The following is a 19213-nucleotide window of genomic DNA, read 5'->3' on the forward strand; positions in this document are numbered from 1 at the left end:
GGTCCCTCCTGGCTCCGTCGGCACTAACTTGAATGATTCAAGATAATGAAGCTTACATCTTTAGCCGGGGTGCTTGCCGCCCGTGTCATGCTGGGGCGTCCGATGACGGAGGTCCGTGGCGGGCCGGGGCGGAGGTGAGGCGATGGGCACGCGGAGGAAGGCGGTCGCCGCGGCGGCCGTGGCGGGGGCGATGGCGCTGACCGCGGCGGCGTGCGGCTCCGGCGACTCCGGCGGTCCCGGAGCGGACGGCGCGACATCGTCGGCGAGCGGGAAGGGATCCCCGGGCGGGACGCGGCCGGCGCCGCCCGCCAAGGAGCCGATCATCCTGGCGTTCGGCGGCGACACGCACTTCGAGGGGCAGTTGCGGTCCCGGCTCGGCGATCCGAGGAACGCGCTCGGGCCGGTCGCGAAGCAGCTGCGCGCCGCCGACCTGGCCATGCTCAACCTGGAGACGGCGATCACCTCGGGCGGGGGGACGCCCGCACCCAAGTCGTTCACGTTCCGCGCGGCGCCGTCCGCGTTCAAGGCTTTGCAGGGGTCCGGCGTGGACGTCGTGTCCATGGCCAACAACCACGGCATGGACTACATGGAGGGCGGGCTCCGCGAGTCCCTGGCCGCCATCAAGCGCAGCGGGTTCCCGGTCGTCGGAATCGGCAAGAACGCGGACGCCGCGTTCCAGCCGTACCGCGTCACCGTGAAAGGCAACAAACTCGCCATCGTCGGAGCGACCCAGGTACTGGACGACAACCTCATCCAGGCGTGGACGGCCACCGGCACCAAGGGCGGGCTCGCGTCGGCTAAGGATGTCCCCCGGATGGTGCAGGCGGTGAAGGAAGCGCGTAAGGGGTCGGACGTCGTCATCGTCCATCTGCACTGGGGCGCTGAACTGCAGCCGTGCCCGCTGCCGCGCCAGCAGGAACTCGCGAAACAGCTCGTCGCGGCAGGCGCCGACATCATCGTCGGCGGTCACGCGCACATTCCCCTGGGCGGTGGCTACATGGACGGCTCGTACGTCCACTACGGCATGGGGAACTTCGTGTTCTACTCCGCGAACGGCAAGACCGCCGAGTCCGGGGTGCTGCTCCTGAAGGTGGAGAACGGCAAGGTCACCAAGGACAAGTGGGCCCCCGCCAGGATCTCCGGCGGCCTCCCGATCCCACTGAAGGGCGCCGCGGCGACATCCGCCGTCAAGCGATGGAACGGGCTGCGCGAGTGCACCGGGTTGCAGGCGCGTCCGTCCTGAGCTTGGTGATCGATCCGTCCTCGCGCTGGACTCTCCCATTGTGGGAGGGCTGAGGGTGGTGCCCGTGAGCGATGATCTCCTGCCGATCGGGCGGTTCGCGCGGCTGTGCCGGCTAAGCGTCAAGCAACTCCGGCACTACGACGACCTCGGGCTGCTCGTCCCGGCGTGGACGGACCCGGCGTCCGGCTACCGCTATTACCGGCCCGGCCAGGCGCGGGACGCGCTGCTGATCGGCCTGCTGCGGTCGATGCACGTCCCGCTGCCGACCGTGGCGCGCGTCCTGTCCGCGGACGGGGACGGGGACGGGCGCGGCGCGGGCGTCGGGGGCGGCGTGGGTGACGCGTTGAAGGAGGCGCGTGACCGGATCGAGGCCGATGTCGCCCGGCGGCAGCGCGGCCTGCGACTCCTTGATCGCGTTGTCGCGGAGGGGCTGCCGGAGGCCGAGGTGTCGATCGTCCAGGAGCCGGCGCGTCGCGTGTTCACGGCGCGTGAGCCCGCGACGCCGTCGACGATCCCGGACGCGACCGGCGCCTGCGTGGCCCGGCTGCTGCACCGGATGTCACCGGACGGCCTGCTCATCGGGCTCTTCCCGCTGGACGTGGACGAGGAGTTCGATGTCCGGGTCGTCGTTCAGGCGGACGATGGCGACGACGTCCTGCCCGGTGGTTCGTTCGCGTCGGCCGTCCATGTCGGCCCGTACGAGGAGATTCCGCTCACGGTCCATGGCGTGCTCGCGTGGTTCGGCGACTACGGGCATGCGCCCGCCGGACCCATCCGCGAGGTGTACCTCAACGACCCCGCGACCACGCCGCCCGAGCACCTGGAGACCCGGGTGCAGATCAGAGTGGAGGACTCCCAGTGAGTGGTTGGTACGAAGCGTCCGAAGAACCGGAACTGGTGGAGTACGGGCGTGTGTCAGGGCTGGCCGCTACGGGGCGGGGTGAGCCGGGCGGCGTCGCTTACGGCGAGAGCGTCGGTGCGCTGTACGCCGTCATGGGCGTGCTCGGTGGGGCGATGGCGCCGCTGGAGGGCTTCTGGTGGGTCGAGGACGAGTGTTCGCCGTTCGACGTGCCGCGCGACCAATGGTGGTGGCATCTGTTCCTTCGCCTCCCGGACGACACCGAGTCGGTCGATCAGGCGCGTGAAGACGTGCGGTCGAAAGTGCCTGCCGCTGCGCGCGTCCAGCACGTCACGTTCACGGAGGGGCGATGCGTACAGATGCTGCACCGCGGGGCGTACGCGGACGAGCCCGCGTCCCTCGCCCGCATGTACGCGCTGATGAAGGACGCAGGCGTGACGCCGAATGGGCTGCATCATGAGATCTACCTGTCCGATCCCAGTGAGACAGACCCGGAGAGGATGCGCACGATCTTGCGCCAGCCCGTCCGGTAGCCGTATTGGACGGTCCGTCTCAGTGGCGTAGTTTCACGAGAAACGATGCGACGGACGGACGGACGGGCAGGCGGGTTCATGCGAGACCAGCGGGTGAGGTCGGGCGAGATCCGGCTGGCGGTGCGGGTGCGGGGCGAGGGGCAGGGGCAGCGGCCCACGGTCGTCCTCGTCCACGGCTACCCGGACACCAGCGCGATGTGGGACGAGGTCGCCGAACGCCTGGCTGGACGGTTCCGTGTCGTCGCGTACGACGTGCGCGGGGCGGGGGCGTCCAGCAGCCCGTCCGACCCGCTCGACTACGGGCTGGACGCGCTCATGGGCGATCTCGAAGCCGTCCTGGACGGTGTCGGTGCCGATGAGCCCGTCCATCTGGTCGGGCACGACTGGGGTTCTGTGCAGGGCTGGGAGGCCGTGATCGGTGATCGGCTGCGGGGTCGGATCGCCTCGTTCACGTCGATCTCCGGGCCGGACCGGCGGCACATGGCGCGCTGGGCCCGGCAGTCCGTCCGGTCCGGGCCGCGCGGCATCGTCCAGATCCTCGATCAGGCGCGGCGCAGCGTCTACATGCCGGTCCTGATGGCGCCCAAGATCGGCGAGGTCGCGGCCCGCCTGCTCGCCGCGGGGTTCCCACGGCTGATGGCCCGACGGGAGGGCGCCGACCCGCGCTCCGGCCACCCGGCCGCCACGCTCCCAACCGACGCCCGCAACGGCCTCGGCCTCTACCGAGCGAACCTGACCCGCCGCCGCTCAGCCCGCCCCGCCGACACCGGGAGCACCGGTGCCAGCGGGAGGACGCGCGACGTGGGGAGGACGGGCGACGGGCGGGGGACGGGTGACGCCGGGAGGACGGGCGACGCGGGGAGGACGGGCGACGCGGGAAGGAGAGGCGATGTGCGGGGGACGGGCGACGGCGGGAGGACGAGCGACGAGTGGGGGGCTGGCGACGCGCGGAGGACTGGCGGCGGTGGGAGGAGCGGTGACGTCCGCCCCGGCGGCGGGCGGACGGATGGGGATGGCTGGACGGACGTGCCCGTCCAGCTCATCGTCCCGGTCAAGGACCGGTACGGGTCCCAGTCGCTGCTGCTGTCCGCGCGTGGGCCGGTGTCGCGCCTGTACGTGCGGCGCGCGCCGGCCGGGCACTGGGTGGCGCGCAGCCATCCTGACCTCATCGCCGATTGGATCAAGGAGTTCGCCGAGCACATCGACGGCGGACCGGAGACGCCCGCCCTCGCCCGCGCACGCGCCGCGGGCGCGCCGCCCGGCAAGGACTCCGGCGGGCGCTAGGCGGAGGAGGCGGGCGTGGTTCGGCTGAGCGTCTGGCTGGGGGTCTCGCCGAAGCGCTGGCGGTAGTGGGCGGCGAAGCGGCTCATGTGGACGTACCCGGCGGCCTCGGCGACGTCCGAGATCGTGCGCGGGCCGGACGGTGCCGCGAGGAGGGCGGCGCGGGCGTGGTCGAGCCGTACGCCGCGCAGGAGCCGGGTGGGCGTCAGGCCCCATTCGTCCTGGCAGATGGCCTGGAGCTGCCGGACGCCGATGCCCGCCGCCGCCGCGATGTCGGTGACGCCGATCGGCCGGTGGTGATGGGCTTCGATCCAGTCGCGGATGACGCCGGCGAGATGGTGCGAGGGCCGGTCCTCGGGTTCGGCGAGGCTCGCGGTCGCCGTGTGCGGGAGGCCGAGCAGGATGGCGGTGAGCAGCGACTCCTCCAGGCTGCGCTCCGCCAGCGGGTGGAGCCCGCCGGTCGCCGTCGCATGGTCGAGGACGTCGCACACATGCCGCCACGTCCGCTCGACGATCGAGGACGGCACGAGCCCCGGTTCGCCGGAGCCGTAAAAGCGCAGCGGCGCGGTGTGCTCGCGTCCGAGGTGGCCGGCGAGGTGGTCGGCGAGCCGTCCGGTGCTCGTCGCGATGACGAGGCAGCCCATCATCGGAGGCGGCGTCATCCGCATCGGCTCGTCGTGGGACAGGATGTGGCCGCCGCCCGTCGTGTCCCGAGATTTCGTGACCCGGTACTCGACGTTCATGGGGGCCATCGGCGCGCACATGGCGAAGTGCCCCTCGGTCGGCGGCGTGTCCACGATGACGCCGCCACCCCCGTACCGCACCCAGACGAGGTTGATCGCGCCGACGCTTAGCGCGTTGACCTGGCCGTCCAGCGGCACGCCGGGCTGGAGGGCCTGGAGGTCGTGGCCCACGGCGTACGGCTCGACCGCGTCGTGCAGGACGTCGATGTCCGTGCTGATGACCCGCTGGTAGGCGGACAGGGGCGCTATCTCGCGCGATATCTCGAGTGAAGTCATGGTCATGTCGGTGGTCGTGGTGCCGTTACGTGACGGTCGGTGCGGATGTGTTCGGCGTGTCCCACCATTCTGCGCGAGCGCGCGGCCGCCGCAGACCAATGTCCAGATACAGCCACGACCGAACACGGCGCGCGAGCCCGCAGGACGCGTTCCGCGCCGCGCACGGCGAACGTGCTCAGCGGCCGCGCTCGGCGGACGTGCTCAGCGGCCGCGCTCGGCGGACGTGCTCAGCGGGCGTGCTCGGCGGGCGTGCTCACCGGACGTGTGGTGGCGGGTGTGTGCAGGGCGGGTGGTCAGATTGGGATGGCGCCCAGGACGAGCTGGTCGAAAGGGCCCGTGTCGTTTGGGCGCGGGCCGTTTGTCATCGCGTAGACGACGACTCGGGCGGGGTGTCGGCGCTGTTCCCGGGCTCGCAGTGCCAATTCCTGGACGACTTCGGCGAGGTGGGCGCCGCAGGAAGTGCGTCCGCCCGTCCGGTCTCTGGGGACGGACGCCGCCTCCAAGCACACGTGAAAGCAGGAGGACCGTCCGCAACAAGCCATCGAGCACGGCTTCCTGCAGTGGAGGGGAGGATAAGCGGGGTCGCTGTGCATCGGTGCCACTTTCGGCGTCGCGAAGTCGGCGACGAGCGGGGGGATTGATTGCCGGGAGGGAAGCGAATCGTCACGGAGTGAATCGCGGGGGTGCGAATTCAGTGACCCCTCGGGCAGCAGGACGTGCACATGTGCGCCTCCAAGACAGCGGCCGGGGCTGAGAACCTCAATGATGCACCAGCCCCTCCCTCATTTCAACGCGTACTGGATAGCCTGCCGCGCTCTCCGGCTAGCCGCCCAACCTCCCGCCTTCTGGTGTTTTAACCGAAATACCTAAATGGGGTCGGGTCTGGCGCGTCCGAAATGAGGTATGTCATCACTGTGGGTCTGGAACCTTCGGGAAGTCTGGCATCGGGTGGCATGGCGGTGTCCGGAGGTCCTGGATCGCCCCCGCTCGCCGGAGCGGCAGGCGGTGCACCTCAGCGCGGTGCGGCTTCCACGTAGAGTGGCGGGCATGGCCATGTGGGACGACGACGAACGGCGCCTCGCCGCCGGGCGCGTCACGTCATGAACGTCCGCGTCCTCACGTTCAACACGCTGTTCCGCGGCCGTTCGCGGGCCCGCCTGAGCGTGCTGGCCCGGCTCATCGAGGAATCGGACTACGACGTCGTCTGCCTGCAGGAAGTCATCTCGCCGCGAAATCTGGCCCATCTGCGGCGGGCGGTGAAGTCGTACCCGCACATCGCGCACGCGGCGACCTTTCCGGTGGTGCGCGGCGGCTTGGTCACTCTTTCGCGCCGGCCGATCACTCGCCGCCATTTCCAGTCGTTCACGTCCGTCCGTCCGGCCCGTCCCGAATGGCTACTGCGCAAAGGCGCCCTGTTCACGCGTGTCCAGCTTCCGGGCGGGTTCCTGACGGTCGTGAACACGCACCTTTCCGCGAACATGGACATGGACTGGTCCATGTCCAACGCCTACACAAGAGTCGAGGAATCCGAGCTGCGCGAACTGGCCGCCCTCATCGGAAAGCTCGACACGGCGGAACCGAAGGTCGTGATGGGCGACTTCAATGTCCCTCGGCCGCACGAGCTGTTCCGTGAGTTCGCGTCCGCCACCGGCTTGCGCGACGCTCTCGACGGCGACACGGCGCCCACCTTCCGTCCCGAGTACGCCGTCCTTGAGCCGATAGACCAGGTCCTCGTCACGCCGGGCATCGAGGCCACGACACGCCTGCTCTTCAAGGACCACGTCCGCCTCGCCGACGGCCGCCTCGTCCCGCTGTCGGACCACTATGCCGTGGAAGCGACCCTCACATTGCCCGCGAGCTCCTGATTTATGACTCGCGTGGGCGGCTTGGTGGCGGCTTGCCTTGAGCCCCCGGCCAAGGCGGGGTCGCCGACCGGGGGCTCTCGGGGCCTTCGCCTGGACGGGTCAGTCGGTGCAGACGGTGCCTGGCTTGGGCAGGACGCGGTCAGTCAGGTAGCGGTTGGCGGCGTCCCGGACGCACTTGGACACCATGAACATGCTGTAGTCATCGCCATCCCTGCTCAGAACAACGCTGCCGGGCAATTGTGAGGCAAGGACCCGGCCCTCAGAGTGCAGCGCGAGCGCCTGATGTGTGGACTGGACGACCAGCGCGGGCGGCGCGCCCCCCACCTTCCCACCGGAATCCACCGGCTTGGCGTCGATCGGCCAGCCGATGCAGCCCGCGTACCTGTTCCAGGAGCTGACCGCGCCGCCGAGATGCGGCGAGATCTCGGCGAGCCGCTTTCGCACCCAGGCGACCTGCTGGAACGTCCGGACCGGACGGGCGCTGTCCAGGCAGGTCGGCACCTGGGCCTGGACGAGATCGAGCGTCCTGTCGGGGTTGCGGGTGAATTCGGAGGCGTCGCCCGCCTGGGCCTTGGCGATGGCCTTCGCCAGTTCGGGCCACTGGATGAACGAGACGTTCATGAACTCCTGGGTGGCGACGCGGATGTCCTCGCCGGTCAGCGGACGATGGGCGCCACCGGCCACGGGAATGGGGTCTCGGTCCGCGCGGGCGACGAGGGCGTCGTACTCGGCGGCGACGTCGCGTCCCTTGAGCACGCAGTCGTCCGAGTGGGTGCACCAGGCGGCGAACCGGTTGAACGACTGCTCCGCTGCGCTGGCCTCATTGAAGATCCGGCGGAGGGGTGAGCCGGTGTTGTCCAGCGCGGTGTCCAGGTACATCGTGCGCAGGCGTCCGGGGAAAAGGTCGGCGTAGGTGCGTCCGAGAAGGTTGCTGTAGAGGATTCCGTACCAGTTGAGCTGTCGCTCCCCGAGGCCCTTGCGGACCGCCTCGACGTCGCGGGCGACGCTGGTGATGTCGACGTTGGCCATCAGCTCGCCGTTCCGGCGGACGCAGTCCCGCGCGAGGGCGCGGTTGTGGGTGACGAGCTTCTGGAACGCCCGCCGGTCGTCAGGGAAGTAGCTGACACCCGCCGGCCTGAGCGGCTCGGCGCAGCGGATCGGCGTGCTGCGTCCGACCCCACGCGGATCCAGGGCGACGAGGTCGAAGCGCTTCGTCATGTCCCCGGCGATGTGGGGGAGGCCCGCCCTCACCGCCAGCCTGAGCTGCTCGATCGCGGAGCGTCCGACGCCGTTGTTGAGCATCAGGGCGCCGACGCGACGCGCCTGATCGTCGGCCGGACGCCGAACGAGCGCCAGTTCGAGCTGCTCACCGCCCGGCCTGGACCAGTCGACCGGCACTCGCATCGTCCCGCACCGCATCCCCTGGAACTCGGTCTCGGCACACGCCCGCCACTCAATCCGCCCGAACGACTCCCCCTGACCGTCCCCACCAGGCCCGTCCCGGCCAGACACCTCCCCGCCGACCGTGGTCGCGCCGGACGCCTTCCCAGCGGTCGTGGTCGTGCCGGACGCCTTCGCGCCGGTCGTGTTCGCGCCGGTCGTGGTCGTGCCGGTCGTGGTCGTGCCGGTCGTGTTCGCGGCGGTCGTGTTCGTGCCGGTCGTGTTCGTGCCGGTCGTGTTCGTGCCGGTCGTGTTCGCGGCGGTCGTGTTCGTGCCGGTCGTGTTCGTGCCGGTCGTGTTCGTGCCGGTCGTGTTCGCGGCGGTCGTGTTCGCGGCGGTCGTGTTCGTGCTGGGCGGGTTCTGGCCGGGCGTGGCGAGAGCCGGTGTGATCATCATCGACCCGGCCGTTGCGGCGACGGTGAGTGTCCACGCTGCTCGCCGTGTTGCTCTGCTCATGTCCGGCACTCCTCGTAGCAAGCTCGAACCAACGCGAAAGCCTATCGCTATCGTTATAGGCTCTAACTAGAGTGAGGGAGCTACAGTGCCACGTCAAGAGGGCTGCCGGAGAATGCGTCCAGAAGTCCTATCGTCACTGGTGGCTGTGCTGAGCTGAGCTGACGGAAGAGGCGGTGACATGGCGGAGATCGTGGCGTCTCCCCGCGAGCGGTACCGGGCGCAGGTGCGGACGGAGATCAAGGAGCGGGCGTGGGAGCAGATCGCCACGGCGGGCGCGTCCGCGCTGTCCCTCAACGCGATCGCCAAGCAGATGGGGATGAGCGGCCCGGCGCTCTACCGCTACTTCGCCAACCGCGACGAGCTGATCACCGAGCTGATCCGGGACGCCTACCGCAGCCTGGCCGACGCCTTCCACGCCGCCGCCGAGGGCGGCACCGACCTCGCGGGCCTGGCCCAGACCGTCCGCCGGTGGGCGCTCGAGGTCCCCCACCGCTACTTCCTCATCTACGGGACGCCCATCCCCGGCTACCACGCCCCGCCCGACACCGCCAAGATCGCCGGGGAGCTGATGGCGATCATGCTCGATGCCTGCCCGCCCGTGCCGGCGGACGGCACCGCCCTCGACGCACATCTGGACGAACACACGCACTGGGGTCGTTCCCACCCCGCCCCGGTGCGGCGCCGCGCCCTGACCTTCTGGACGCGCCTGCACGGCGTGATCTCTCTGGAGCTCGCCGGCCACTTCAGCGGGATGGAATTCGACCCCGCCCTCCTGTACGAGTCCGAAGTGGACGGCCTGCGGAGCTGACCGCCCGGTCAGCCAGGCTTGCGGGCTTCGATGAGGAACCGGGACGCATGAGCGACGAACACGCCGTCCTCGCGGATCTGCTCGTGCAGGTGCAGCAGATGGCCGCGGCACGCGTCGACGGAGAAGCCCGGCACGATCCAGATCACCTTGCGCAGGAAGTAGACGACCGCACCGATGTCGAAGAATTCCATGCGCAGCCGTTCGAGGCGCAGGTCCTCGATTTCGAGGCCGGCAGCCACGGCGTCAGCGCTTTCGACGTCCGGATGGCGTTTCCGCCGCGCTTCGGGTTGCGGCCCGAGAAAGTACTCGGTCAGCTCGAAAACGCTGGCGGGACCGACATGCTGGGCGAAGTACGTACCGCCGGGTGCGAGGACGCGGGCGATTTCCGTCCACCAGACCGTGGCGGGGTGGCGGCTGACGACCAGGTCGAATGCCTCGTCGGCGAATGGCAGCGGCGGCTCGTCGGGATCGGCGACCACCACGACGCCCCTCGGATGCAGCAGCCGCGTGGCCTTGTCGACATTCGGCGGCCAGGATTCCGTGGCGACCATTATGGGCGGGAACCGGGCGGCGCCGGCCAGCACTTCACCGCCGCCGGTCTGGACGTCCAGCGCCGCTTCGGCCCTTGCCAGGCGTTCGCTCATCAGCCGCTGATATCCCCAGGACGGGCGCTGCTCCGTCGCCCGTCCGTCCAGCCAGGAGAAGTCCCAGCCCGCGACGGAGACGGATCCGGCCTCGGCGATCAGGTCCTCGAACGTGCGGTCCATGCTCCCATTGTCGCGGCAGGCGGCCCGGACTTGACCGCTGACCTGCGTCATGATCGGCTCGTGTGAGCGCCGCGGTGCATCCGGCAGGAGGACGTCGAGGGCATGGAGGCGCCGGATCATAGGACGACTTTGGAATCATCCCGCGACCGCCTCATGGCGTTCGGCAATCAGCTGATCGAAGTGCACATCTGGCTCCGCGAGGAACTCGCCTCGCTCCGCGAGAACCTCGACGCAAACGACGTGGACGACGCGGAGGCGCGTCCGCGCGAACTGCGGGCCCATCGCCTGACTTTCTGCACGGCGTTGAACCGGCACCACTCCGGCGAGGAGGACGGGGCATTCCCGGCCCTCGCGCAGCAGTTCCCCGAACTGCTCCCCGTACTGGACGAACTGCGCCGCGACCACCAACTGGTCGAGGAATCCCTCCAACGACTGGAGACACTCCTAGCCGGACTCGGCAAGGAATCAGACCCCCTCGCTGTGCGGAGAGAACTGGACAGCCTCGCCGTCCTGATGGAAACACACTTCGTATACGAGGAGAAGCGGATCGTGACGGTGCTCAACGCCCTGGACATGCCGGACTGGGAGCGCACTCACCCCGACTTCCTAATCAGCGAAACCGCCGCCCCCAGAGCCTGACCACCTCAGCCCGGGCTCAGCCTGGATTCGATTTCCATCAGAAGTTCTAGTGCCGCCTCGTCGTCCGTCCGGGCGAAGGCGGCGCTGACGGCTTCGGCGGCCTCGCCGCCGGTTAGCCAGTCGATGACCTGCTGGTATGAGCGGGAGGTGTTGTCCCAGTACCCGTTGGTGAAACGCGGTCGCTCTCGCCGCCAGATCAGGTTTTCCGTGACGAACTCATGCAGGTGACGGACGGCAGGTTCGGACATCAACGCACCGGCCCATTCGTTCAGCCAAGGGGTCATCTCGGAATTTGTGCCAGCGAGTGCGCAGATAGCAGAGCTCGCGGATGGGCTCGCGGGGAAGTCGGTGAGAGTTCGAGTCCAAAAGGCGTCCAGGAAGGCGGCGATGGCGTCGCGCTGTGGCCAGTCCCGCCATCCGGCCCGGCTGAGTTTGCCGAAGACGATTTCCACGTCCGGCCAGTCGAATGCGTCTTCGGTCGCCAGTTCTAGCAGGCGCGGAGCGAAATAGTGGAAATCCTCCGGGCCGCCCCAGGTGTTCAATACCTTGGCGGCGTACCGGGCCAGGTCCGCGGCGGTCAGGTCGCGGAGGGGACGGGCGAGCAGAGGCCGTCCCTCATCGGGGCCGACGCAGCAGGGGCACCCCTCCAGTTCCACGGGACGCGGGACGTCCGCGAACGCGGCATAGAGATCCTCGACCACCGCCTCGCGGGCCTTCTCAGCCATTGCGGAATCGTCCCATCCGAGCGGTTCGGACGCTAACCGCCGCCGCCGGCCGTTCGGAACTCGGTGATGTTGACCTTCTGCTTCGGCGGGCCGTCACCGGCCCCTGTGACGCTGCCGTCCTCGGCACCCGACTTCGCCACCTTGTCGATGATCTCCAGCCCGGATGTGACCCGGCCGAAAATGGTGTAGTTGGGCTCCAGGGACGTTGTGTCCCCGTAGATGATGAAGAACTGGCTGCCATTGGTGTTCGGCCCGGCATTGGCCATCGCCACGGTGCCGCGGGTGTAACCGGACCCGGTCGCGATCTCGTCCGCGAACTGGTAGGAGGGCCCGCCGGTTCCGTTCCCTGACGGGTCGCCGCACTGCAGGACCTTGAGGGTCTCGCCTGTCGTGAGGCGGTGGCATGTGGTGTTGTCGTAGTACTTCTTGCTCGCAAGGTGGGCGAGTGAGTTCACGGTGCAGGGCGCCTTGGCGGGGTCCAACTGCACTTCCAGCGTGCCGAGGTTGGTTTTGATGGTCGCCCGTTGCGGCTGGGTTGCGGGCACCTGGGACGGCGGTTCTCCTACGTCTTTGACGGTCGTGCCAGTCGTCGGCGAGTAGGTACAGGTTTTCGTTGAGGGATTCGGTTGCGTCCCCGTCCGCCCGGCGCCCGTCCCGCCTCCGGTCCCCGTCCTTGTTGCATCGCCCCTGAGCAGGACCGCGGCGGAGACCCCTCCGGTGACCAGGAGAACAGCGGCGGCCGCGCCAGCGACGATCAGAGGTGGACGCCTTGACCGTCCAGGCGCCGCTGGGTTCGTCGGTTGCGGGAACCCTGCGGGAGGCGGTGGCGGCCCACCAATCGGCGCCGTGCCCTGCTGATAGGGGCCGAACGTGGGTGAGCCTGTTGGGGGAGCGCCGGGCCAAGGCCGTCCAGACGCGTGCGCCGCTGGGGCGTCGGCCGCCAGCGGGGATGGCGCGAGGAAAGGCGGTGCGAGTGCGGCGGCCGATGTCCCTTCGGCGAGCAGGCTCGCGCGGGCATCCAAATTCGCGTCGGCGTCTGGGGCCGCACTCGGATCTGCGTCGGCGTCCGGGGCGGGGATCGGGGCTCCGTTCACGTCCGGCCGGTTGCCGAGCAGGCGCTGCAGGAGCTGCAGTGCGGTCGGGCGGGCCGCCGGGTCCTTGGCCAGGCAAGACGCGACGAGCGCGCGCAGCTCTCCAGTCAGCGCGCCCAGCTGCGGCTCCCCATGCAGGACGCGCTGCATGATGGCCGCCACGTTGTCGCTGCCGAACGGCGGGACGCCATTGGCGGCGAACGCCATCGTGCACGCCCACGCGAACATGTCCAGGGGCGGGCCGCCCGCCAAGCCCGCCACCTGCTCCGGCGCCATGAAGGCCGGTGTGCCGACCGCGCCGGTCATGGTGGCCGAGGTGGCGTCGAGCGGACGGGCGATGCCGAAGTCGATGACCCTCGGGCCGTCCTCGCCGAGCAGCACGTTGGCCGGTTTGAAATCGCGGTGGACGACGCCCGCCTCATGGATCGCGGCCAGCGCGGTGGCGGTGCCGATGGCCAGCCTGACCAGCTCGCCGCCGGACGCCACACCCTGCTCGGCGATGTGCTCACGCAGCGACGGCCCGTCGATGTACTCGCTGACGATGTACGGGACGTCCTCGTCCGTCCCGGCGGCGAGGATGCGGGCGGTGCAGAACGGCGCGACCCGCCGGGCCGCGGCCAGCTCCCGCTCGAAGAGCGTCCGGGCGCGGTCGTCATGGCCGATCCCGGCGTGCAGGAGTTTCACCGCGACGCGCCGGTCCGTGTCCGATTCGCCCAGGAAGACGCTGCCCTGGGCGCCCTCGCCGATCCGGGCCGTCAGCCGGAACCCGGCGACCTCGCGGGGATCGTTCGAGCGCAGCGGGCGAGGGTCGGGCATTCGGGACCTCCACGGCGGAAGCGGAGAGAGCAGATTATCCACAAGTCGCCGATCACCGGACGGCGGCCCTAGGACGACGCGGCAATGAGATCGCGATACCACCCGTAAGACTTCTTCGGCGTGCGTTTCTGCGTCTCGTAGTCGACGTGGACGAGACCGAAACGCGGATGGTACCCCTCCGACCATTCAAAGTTGTCCAGGAGCGACCAAGCGTAATAGCCGCGAATGCCGATGCCCTCGTCGATGGCGGTCCGCATGGCCTCGATGTGGGCGTCCATGAATTCGATGCGGGACGAGTCGTCCACCATACCGTCGGGGCCGATCTCGTCCGGGAATGAACAGCCGTTCTCGGTGATGTAGAGCGGCGGCGGCGAGTACCGCGACTGGAGGTCGCGCAGCAGGGACAGGAAGGCGTCAGGGACGATCGGCCAGCCCATCCCGGTCGTCGGATATTCGCCGATGTCGGTGATCTCGAACGGCAGCGGACCTTCGCCCGGGTTCTTGAGACGCGTCGGCTGGTAGTAGTTGACGCCCAGGAAATCGATGGGCGTCGCGATGACGGCGGCGTCCTCAGAACGGACGAACGAAGGGTCCCCCATGACATCGGGATAACGGCCGAGAAGGACGGGATCGGTGAACAGCCGGTTCATGAACCCGTCGAATGCGTCCGCGGCCGGCTGGTCGTCGGGAGTCGCGGCCCACGCCGGGGAATAGTGGTTCGTCAGGCCGATCTGGCGGGCGCCACGACCGCGCAGGGCGTTGACGGCGAGACCGTGGCCGAGGAGCTGGTGGTGCGCCGCGGGAAGCGCGTCGAGCATGAGCGTCTGGCCAGGCGCGTAGACGCCGAACGCGTAGCCGTAGGCCATGACGACCACGGGCTCGTTCAGAGTTATCCACATCTCCACGCGGTCCGCGAGCCGCTCGGCCGCGAGGTAGGAGAATTCAGCGAACCGGTAGGCGGTGTCACGGCTCATCCAGCCGCCTGCGTCTTCGAGCGGTTGCGGGAGGTCCCAGTGGTAGAGAGTGGCGGCGGGGGCGATACCGGCGGCGAGCAGGCCGTCCACCAGGCGGTCGTAGAAGTCGAGGCCCTTCGGGTTGACGGGCCCGCTCCCGGACGGCTGGACGCGCGGCCACGCGATCGAGAACCGGTACGAGCCGACCCCGAGCCCCGCCATCAGCGCGACGTCCTCCGGCCACCGGCGGTAGTGGTCGCAGGCGACGTCGCCCGTGTGGCCGTCGCGGACGCGTCCGGGCGTGTGGGCGAAGGTGTCCCACGTGGACGGGCCCCGCCCGTCCTCCTCGACCGCGCCTTCGATCTGGTAGGCGGACGTGGCGACGCCCCAGCGGAAGCCGTCCGGAAGCCCCATCGCGTTCCCTCCCCGAGCCCGCCCGGAAATGCGAATTACTTTCGGATATTACGCACCCGGATGGTGCGCACGGAAGAGTCCCATGACCTTGGGGTGGTGAACGGCACGTTGCGCATGCCGGAGCCCGCCGTGTTCGGGTGACAATGGTGGCGTGACCGATATCCGGACTCCCCTCCGCCGTCGTCCCGCCCAGCGCCGCAGCGCCGAACGCGTCCAGCGGATGCTCGACGCCTGCGCGGACATCCTCGACGAGGACGGCTACGACGGCCTCACCACGACGCGCATCGCCCAGCGCGCCGACGTGGCCATCGGCTCGGTGTACCAGTTCTTCCCCGACAAGCGCGCCGTCGCGCAGGCGCTCGCCCTCCGCAACCTGGAGGTGTTCGGGGAGCGCATCTCGGCGCGGCTGGCCGCGGGCGGCTTCGGCGACTGGTCCGACACGGTCGGCGTGATCATCGAGATCTTCGTCGAGATGCACCGGACCGTGCCCGGCTTCCGCGTGCTGCGGTTCGGCGACGTCGCCGACGTCAACCTGCTCGACTCCCACGCCGACAACAACGCGGTGGTCGCCGGCCGGCTCCGCCAGATGATCGTGGAGTCGTTCGGCGTCCAGGACACCCCGCGCCTCGCCACCGCGCTCGCCATCGCGGTGGAGGCCGGCGACGCCGTCCTGAAGATGGCCTTCCGCCGCGACCCGGGCGGCGATCCGCTGATCGTCGCCGAGGCGGAGCGGCTGATCCACGGCTACCTGGCGTCGCATATCGAGGAGGCCTGACCGCACTCCGCCATCTGTGGCAGACTCCGCAAAACGCTACAGAACGGGTGAGTTCGCTGGACGAGGAACGGCTCCAGGCGCAGAACACGCTGCTGATCCGGCAGCGGGTTCGCCTGATGGTGAACCAGTACGAGGTGCACGCCGAAGCCCCGGGCGGCGACGAGGGCGAACTGCTCGCCTTCGCGCAGCAGAAGCGCCTCGCCTTCAAGGAGCAGGTCACCCTCTACGCGGACGACGCCAAGACCCGTCCGATCCTGGGATTCAAGGCCCGCAAGCGCATCGACTTCGCGTCCGCCTACGACATCACGGACGCGAACGGCCAGCCGATCGGCGTCTTCCGCAAGGACTTCAAGAAGTCGCTTCTCGCCTCGACCTGGCACCTGGAGCAGCCCGGCCTCGGCGTCACGACGGGCAGCGAACGCAACAAGACCGTCGCGGTCCTGCGACGCATCTGGCAGTTCATCCCCTACGTGGACGCCCTCCCGTTCGCCTGGCCGTACCACTTCGACTTCTACGCCGGCGACCAGCTCGTCTTCTCCGTCGTCAAGAAGTTCGGCTTCCGCGACCGCTACGTCGTAGAAATCAAAGACCCCCGCCTAGACCGCCGCCTGGTAATAGCCCAAGCCGTAGGCCTAGACGCCCTCCAATCCCGCTAACCCAACCCCGCCCTCGACCGGCCGCCTCCGACCTCGCGCCGACCGATCGCCCCGAGCGCTGCGCTGACCGGCCGCGTGGTCGGCTGGTCGCCTTCGGGTGGCGTGTCGGCTGTCTCATGTGTGGTCTGTCGACTGGCCGCTTCGGGTGGCGCGGTGGTTGGTTAGCTCGGGTGGCGCGTGCCGGGGTGGTTGGCTCGGGTGGCGTGCTGAGTGGACGTTGTGGGTTGTTTGTGGGGGGCTTCTGGGGTGGTGGTTGGTTGTTTGGGCGAGTTTGTGCTGGTCGTCGGGGTGGGTTGCTCGGGGGTTAGGTGTTCGGGTGGGGGCGGGGTAGGCAGCGTGTTCTCGCACGGGGCTGGTCCTGTGAGGGTTTTACATGTTACGAAGGTGTGTAAAGCGGTGGGCGGAGCAGACTCGCGTCGCGATCGGGCGGCGCACCCCCGGAGGAGGATTCCGCGTGAGTTCCTACGACCTCTACGCCACGCCTGTCCCCACGGACACGTGGAACGTCCCCATGGCGGGCGACGCCCGGTTCACGTGGGAGTACGACGAGGGCCGCGACCGGCTGCTGAACCTGTACCAGAAGGGCAAGGACAAGCAGTGGGACGCGCAGAAGCGCATCGACTGGGATGTCGAGGTGGATCCGGTCAACGTCGCGGGGCTGCCGGAGAACTTCAACCCGCTCTTCGGGTCGGACATCTGGGAGAAGATGCCGCAGAAGGAGCGCGACGAGTTCGGACGGCATCAGGGTTCGTGGCTGTTCAGCCAGTTCCTGCATGGTGAGCAGGGCGCGTTGAACGTGTCGGCGCGCATCGTCCAGTCCGTGCCCGACCTGGACTCCAAGTTCTACGCCGCCACCCAGACGATGGACGAGGCGCGCCATGTCGAGCTGTACACGAAGTTCGTGCACGAGAAGATCGGCATGTACTACCCCGTCAACCAGGACCTGGCGAAGCTGCTCGCCGAGTCGCTGGAGGACAGCCGCTGGGATCTGCCGTACCTCGGCATGCAGGTCCTGATCGAGGGGCTCGCGCTCGCCGCGTTCGGCCTGTACCGCGACATGTCGACGAACGCGCTCGTCAAGCAGCTCCTCGCGTATGTGATGCAGGACGAGGCGCGGCACGTGGCGTTCGGACGGCTCGCGCTCAAGGACTACTACGCCGAGCTCACCGACAAGGAGCGCGCCGAGCGCGAGGAGTTCGTCGTCGAGGGCTGCTACCTGATGCGCGACCGGTTCAAGGGGCGCGAGGTGTTCGAGCAGCTCGGCATGCCGGTCGAGAAATGCATGGAGTTCGTCGACAACTCCGACATGTACACGCTCTATCAGTCGCTGCTGTTCAGCCGGATCGTCCCGTGCGTCCGGGATGTTGGGCTGTGGGGCGAGAAGGTGCAGGCCGCCTATGCGGACATGGGCGTCCTCGACAATGCCAAGGCCGACCTCGAAGCGCTGATGAAGCAGGACGAGGAGATCGCCGAAAAGGTCGACGAGGAGCGGTACGCGGCCGAGCTCGCCGGGCGCAAGGAGGAGGTCGACCAGGCCATCTCCCTCGGCGCGGCCGAATAGCGGCCATCGGGTCGAGCGGGGGCGTCCTTCGGGGACGCCCCCGCTTCGCATTTCGGGGAACTTTGTTGGAACTTGTCACCATTTGGTGCGCGTGGGGATGTCGGCGGACGGGTTCAGTAGATCTATATGGCGTTTACCAATTGATTCTCCAATTGGCGGTGCGCGCCGGGGGGCTGTACTAACGTCCCCGCTCGACGGTGCGCCGGATTTGCAAACCGCGCGGGCGCGCACCTACACGTGCAGGGTCAGTCCGAAATCCCCGGGGGGAATCATGAATCGATCCGCCAGAAGCCTGCTGAGCGTCTCCGTCCTCGCGCCGGTCGTCGCGGCGTTCGCCGTGGCGGCCGCACCGGTGAGCGCCGCGCCCGGCGCGTCCACCACGCTCCTCTACGAGGCGGCCGCCGTGGCCGGGCCCGTCACCGGCGCGCTCCCCGAACCGGTCGGGCAGACGGCGGGCCAGACCGCCGAGACGGCGACGGGCGCGGTCGACGGCGTCCTCGACGCCGCGCCCGCGTCGCCCGGCCTTCGCTCCGGGAGTGCGGAGCGGTGCAAGTTGAACCCGGGCAAGACGGTCAATTCCCACGCCGGGACGAGTCTGCCGAACACCCCGCTGTCCCTTGGCAAGGCCCCGCTGGGCGGGCTTCCCAAGGGCGACTGCCTCTCCGCCGGCCGCCGCGCGGGGACGGACGACCTGCCCCCGCCGACCGACGCCGTCGCCAGGGTCCCGCAGGCGCTCGTCAAGGACGCCGAAAAGGTCGGCACGGCGGTGCGCAACAGCAAGCTCGGCGGGCTGCCGGGCGTGGACAACGCGCTCCCCGGCGGACGGACCGCCGACCGGTCCGCTGCGGTGCCGGGTGGTCAGCGGGCTGCCATGCCGGTCAGCATGGCGCTGGCCGGTGTCCCGTCCGCGCTTGGTTCTGGGCCGGTGCCCGGGCTGCCAGACGTTCCGTCCGCGCTCGGGTCCGTGCAGCCGGCCGGGCTGCCGATCGGTACGACGCTCTTCCCGCGGGCCGGACGGGTCGCGCAGCCGGGGCCGTCCGACGACCTGCTCGGCCAGGCGAACGGCACGGTCAACCAGGTCGGCGGCGAGATCGGTCAGACAGAGAGCAGCGTCGGCAGCGTGGTGGAGGTGCTGAAGGCGCGGGGCGGCGCCGCGAAGCGGACGGCGGACGGCCCGCTGTCCCTGCCGGACGCGGGCGGGATCGGGCTCCCGGAAACGTCCGGGCTCGGGCTTCCGGAAGCGTCCGGGCTCGGGCTTCCGGAGGCGCCGGGACTCGGCTGACGATCACCGGGACGGGGCGTTGCCCCGCAG

18 protein-coding genes are annotated in these 19213 nt (G+C 69.4%); 12 read left to right on the plus strand and 6 right to left on the minus strand.

Annotated elements, in window-relative coordinates; genetic code table 11:
• The first annotated feature begins 142 nt into the window (after window positions 1-142).
• From ACH35V_RS41320 to ACH35V_RS41335, 4 genes are all read left to right on the plus strand, one after another.
• Complete coding sequence (locus tag ACH35V_RS41320; RefSeq protein ID WP_395980353.1) at window positions 143-1243, plus strand: CapA family protein; 1101 nt, start codon at window positions 143-145, stop codon at window positions 1241-1243.
• A gap of 64 nt (window positions 1244-1307) precedes the next feature.
• Window positions 1308-2105, plus strand: coding sequence for a GyrI-like domain-containing protein (locus ACH35V_RS41325; RefSeq protein WP_395980354.1), 798 nt, complete (start codon window positions 1308-1310; stop codon window positions 2103-2105).
• The gene (locus tag ACH35V_RS41330; protein ID WP_395980355.1) at window positions 2102-2635 is read left to right on the plus strand and encodes a GyrI-like domain-containing protein; all 534 of its coding nucleotides are present in this window, start codon (window positions 2102-2104) and stop codon (window positions 2633-2635) included. The genes ACH35V_RS41325 and ACH35V_RS41330 overlap by 4 nt, the downstream gene beginning before the upstream one ends.
• Before the next feature lie 78 nt (window positions 2636-2713).
• On the plus strand, window positions 2714-3919 hold the full coding sequence (locus ACH35V_RS41335; RefSeq protein WP_395980356.1) for an alpha/beta fold hydrolase: 1206 nt from the start codon (window positions 2714-2716) through the stop codon (window positions 3917-3919).
• Here the strand turns inward: ACH35V_RS41335 and ACH35V_RS41340 are convergent.
• Window positions 3916-4935, minus strand: coding sequence for a helix-turn-helix domain-containing protein (locus ACH35V_RS41340; RefSeq protein ID WP_395980357.1), 1020 nt, complete (start codon window positions 4933-4935; stop codon window positions 3916-3918). The genes ACH35V_RS41335 and ACH35V_RS41340 overlap by 4 nt on opposite strands.
• Before the next feature lie 1100 nt (window positions 4936-6035).
• Here ACH35V_RS41340 and ACH35V_RS41345 point away from each other — a divergent pair.
• Window positions 6036-6800, plus strand: coding sequence for an endonuclease/exonuclease/phosphatase family protein (locus tag ACH35V_RS41345; RefSeq protein WP_395980358.1), 765 nt, complete (start codon window positions 6036-6038; stop codon window positions 6798-6800).
• Window positions 6801-6899: 99 nt separating this feature from the next.
• Here the strand turns inward: ACH35V_RS41345 and ACH35V_RS41350 are convergent, their stop codons facing one another.
• Window positions 6900-8204 (minus strand): alpha/beta fold hydrolase, encoded by a 1305-nt coding sequence (locus ACH35V_RS41350; protein WP_395980359.1) that lies wholly within the window; start codon window positions 8202-8204, stop codon window positions 6900-6902.
• 151 nt (window positions 8205-8355) lie between these two features.
• Here ACH35V_RS41350 and ACH35V_RS41355 point away from each other — a divergent pair, with 151 nt between their 5' ends.
• Window positions 8356-8766, plus strand: coding sequence for a hypothetical protein (locus tag ACH35V_RS41355; RefSeq protein ID WP_395980360.1), 411 nt, complete (start codon window positions 8356-8358; stop codon window positions 8764-8766).
• Window positions 8767-8874: 108 nt separating this feature from the next.
• Window positions 8875-9504, plus strand: coding sequence for a TetR/AcrR family transcriptional regulator (locus ACH35V_RS41360; protein ID WP_395980361.1), 630 nt, complete (start codon window positions 8875-8877; stop codon window positions 9502-9504).
• An 8-nt stretch (window positions 9505-9512) separates the two neighbouring features.
• Here ACH35V_RS41360 and ACH35V_RS41365 read toward each other — a convergent pair whose 3' ends face one another.
• A complete protein-coding gene (locus ACH35V_RS41365; protein ID WP_395980362.1) occupies window positions 9513-10271 on the minus strand; it encodes a class I SAM-dependent methyltransferase in 759 nt (252 codons plus the stop codon).
• 129 nt (window positions 10272-10400) lie between these two features.
• Between ACH35V_RS41365 and ACH35V_RS41370 the strand changes: the two genes are divergently transcribed.
• Window positions 10401-10910, plus strand: a complete 510-nt coding sequence (locus ACH35V_RS41370) for a hemerythrin domain-containing protein (RefSeq protein ID WP_395980363.1) — start codon at window positions 10401-10403, stop codon at window positions 10908-10910.
• Between the two features lie 5 nt (window positions 10911-10915).
• Here ACH35V_RS41370 and ACH35V_RS41375 read toward each other — a convergent pair whose 3' ends face one another.
• From ACH35V_RS41375 to ACH35V_RS41385, 3 genes are all read right to left on the minus strand, one after another.
• Window positions 10916-11635, minus strand: a complete 720-nt coding sequence (locus ACH35V_RS41375) for a hypothetical protein (protein ID WP_395980364.1) — start codon at window positions 11633-11635, stop codon at window positions 10916-10918.
• Window positions 11636-11667: 32 nt separating this feature from the next.
• Window positions 11668-13542 (minus strand): peptidylprolyl isomerase, encoded by a 1875-nt coding sequence (locus tag ACH35V_RS41380; protein WP_395980365.1) that lies wholly within the window; start codon window positions 13540-13542, stop codon window positions 11668-11670.
• Between the two features lie 68 nt (window positions 13543-13610).
• Window positions 13611-14909, minus strand: coding sequence for a GH1 family beta-glucosidase (locus ACH35V_RS41385; RefSeq protein ID WP_395980366.1), 1299 nt, complete (start codon window positions 14907-14909; stop codon window positions 13611-13613).
• Between the two features lie 151 nt (window positions 14910-15060).
• Here ACH35V_RS41385 and ACH35V_RS41390 point away from each other — a divergent pair, with 151 nt between their 5' ends.
• The 4 genes from ACH35V_RS41390 (at window position 15061) to ACH35V_RS41405 (ending at window position 19183) form a co-directional block, all read left to right on the plus strand.
• Window positions 15061-15684: a TetR family transcriptional regulator gene (locus ACH35V_RS41390; RefSeq protein WP_395980367.1), complete on the plus strand. Its 624-nt coding sequence runs from the start codon at window positions 15061-15063 to the stop codon at window positions 15682-15684.
• A gap of 47 nt (window positions 15685-15731) precedes the next feature.
• On the plus strand, window positions 15732-16340 hold the full coding sequence (locus ACH35V_RS41395; protein WP_395980368.1) for a hypothetical protein: 609 nt from the start codon (window positions 15732-15734) through the stop codon (window positions 16338-16340).
• Between the two features lie 454 nt (window positions 16341-16794).
• Window positions 16795-17901: a ferritin-like domain-containing protein gene (locus tag ACH35V_RS41400; RefSeq protein WP_395980369.1), complete on the plus strand. Its 1107-nt coding sequence runs from the start codon at window positions 16795-16797 to the stop codon at window positions 17899-17901.
• A gap of 271 nt (window positions 17902-18172) precedes the next feature.
• A complete protein-coding gene (locus ACH35V_RS41405; protein WP_395980370.1) occupies window positions 18173-19183 on the plus strand; it encodes a hypothetical protein in 1011 nt (336 codons plus the stop codon).
• Window positions 19184-19213: the final 30 nt, after the last annotated feature.

The organism is Actinomadura sp. 1N219 (genome assembly GCF_044326405.1).
Taxonomy (GTDB): domain Bacteria; phylum Actinomycetota; class Actinomycetes; order Streptosporangiales; family Streptosporangiaceae; genus Spirillospora.